This is a genomic window from Corallococcus interemptor, from assembly GCF_003668875.1.
GTDB lineage: Bacteria > Myxococcota > Myxococcia > Myxococcales > Myxococcaceae > Corallococcus > Corallococcus interemptor.
The window spans coordinates 1-1,319 of sequence record NZ_RAWM01000268.1; the positions used below are offsets into that span (position 1 = coordinate 1).

At 72.8% G+C, this 1,319-nt stretch carries 2 protein-coding genes; both read left to right on the forward strand.

The genetic code is table 11. The features are described 5' to 3' along the window. On the forward strand, window positions 1-539 hold a 539-nt coding region (locus tag D7X96_RS39030; RefSeq protein WP_121771997.1), incomplete at its 5' end, for an RDD family protein. Between the two features lie 50 nt (window positions 540-589). Next, a partial coding sequence (locus tag D7X96_RS39035) for a GspE/PulE/PilB domain-containing protein (protein ID WP_502260797.1) occupies window positions 590-1,319 on the forward strand: 730 nt, incomplete at its 3' end.

Genomic DNA, 1,319 nt, shown 5'->3' on the forward strand with positions numbered 1-1,319 from the left:
CCCCCTCGGCCCCCCCGAAGTCCAAGGTCTCCGCGGCCCCGGCGGTCCCGGCCGCCCCGGCCGCGGGCGAGGTCCACGCGCGGCCCGCCTCGCTGTGGCGCCGGCTGCTGTCCTTCACCGTCGACACCGCGGCCATCAGCGCCGTGGCGGCCGCCTACATCACCCTGGCCTCGTCCATCGCGGGCGTGAAGGGGCCGCAGCCGGGGCTGACCGGCCTGGACGCGTTCGTCGCCTGGCTGCGCGCGCTGCACACCGTGCTGCTGCCGGGCGTGGTCCTGGTGGTGGTGCTCGCCACCGTGTACTGCGCGGTGGCGGCCTTCCTGTGGAATGGACGCACCCTGGGACGGTTGCTCCTGGGCCTGCGGCTGGTGGACACCCATGGCATGGCGCCCACCCCGGGCCGGGCCATCTTCCGGGCGCTGCTCGCCGGGCTTTCCTTCGTTCTCTTCCTGGGCGGGTTCTGGATGGCGCTGTTCGACCGCCGCGGACAGACGCTCCATGACAAGCTGACGTCCACCTTCGTCGTCCAACCGAGCTGAAACCGGCTCATTGTGCCTTGCGGCCGCGGCCGTAAGATGCCGCGGCCTTCATGCCTTCGCGTCTTGCCCAGCACCTCGTCTCGCGCGCCCTCCTGACCCAGGAGCAGGCCGGGGAGTTGTTGCGTCAGCATCAGGCCCAGGGTGGCCACATCGACACCGCGCTCCTGGAGCGCGGCCTCTCCGAAGCGGACGTCCTCGCGATGCTGGGCGAGGTCTCCGGCTTCCGGCCCGTGAACCTGGTGGACTTCGAGCCCAACCTCGAGGTCGCCAGCTTCATCCCCCCGAAAATCGCCGAGCGCCTGAGCGTCGTCCCCCTGTCGCTGGACGGCAACACGCTGCACGTGGCGTGCGCCTACCCGGTGCCCAAGAAGGAGCTGGACGAAGTCGGCTTCCTCCTGGGCAAGCCCCTGGAGCTGTGGGTCGCCATCGAGCTGCGGGTGCGCGAGTGGATCTCCATCATCTACCGCCAGCCGCTGCCGCCCCGCTTCGTCCAGCTGGGTGAAGCAGTCGCCCAGCAGCAGGCCGGAGCGCTCACGCCGCCCCCGCCACCGCCGCCCGACGACGAGTCGATGACGGTGGACATGGTGGAGCAGCTGGCGCGCTCCGTGGCCCACGAGCCCGTGCCCGCGCAGCCCCGTCCCGCCGCCTCGCGTGAGCCCGAGCCCGCGGACATCCCGCCGCCGGCGTACGTGCGCGAGCCGCTGCGCCTGAACACCTCCGCGGGTCCGGTGACGACGGCCCGAGCCGTCCAGCGCCCCACCCCGCCGCCCGCGCCCACGG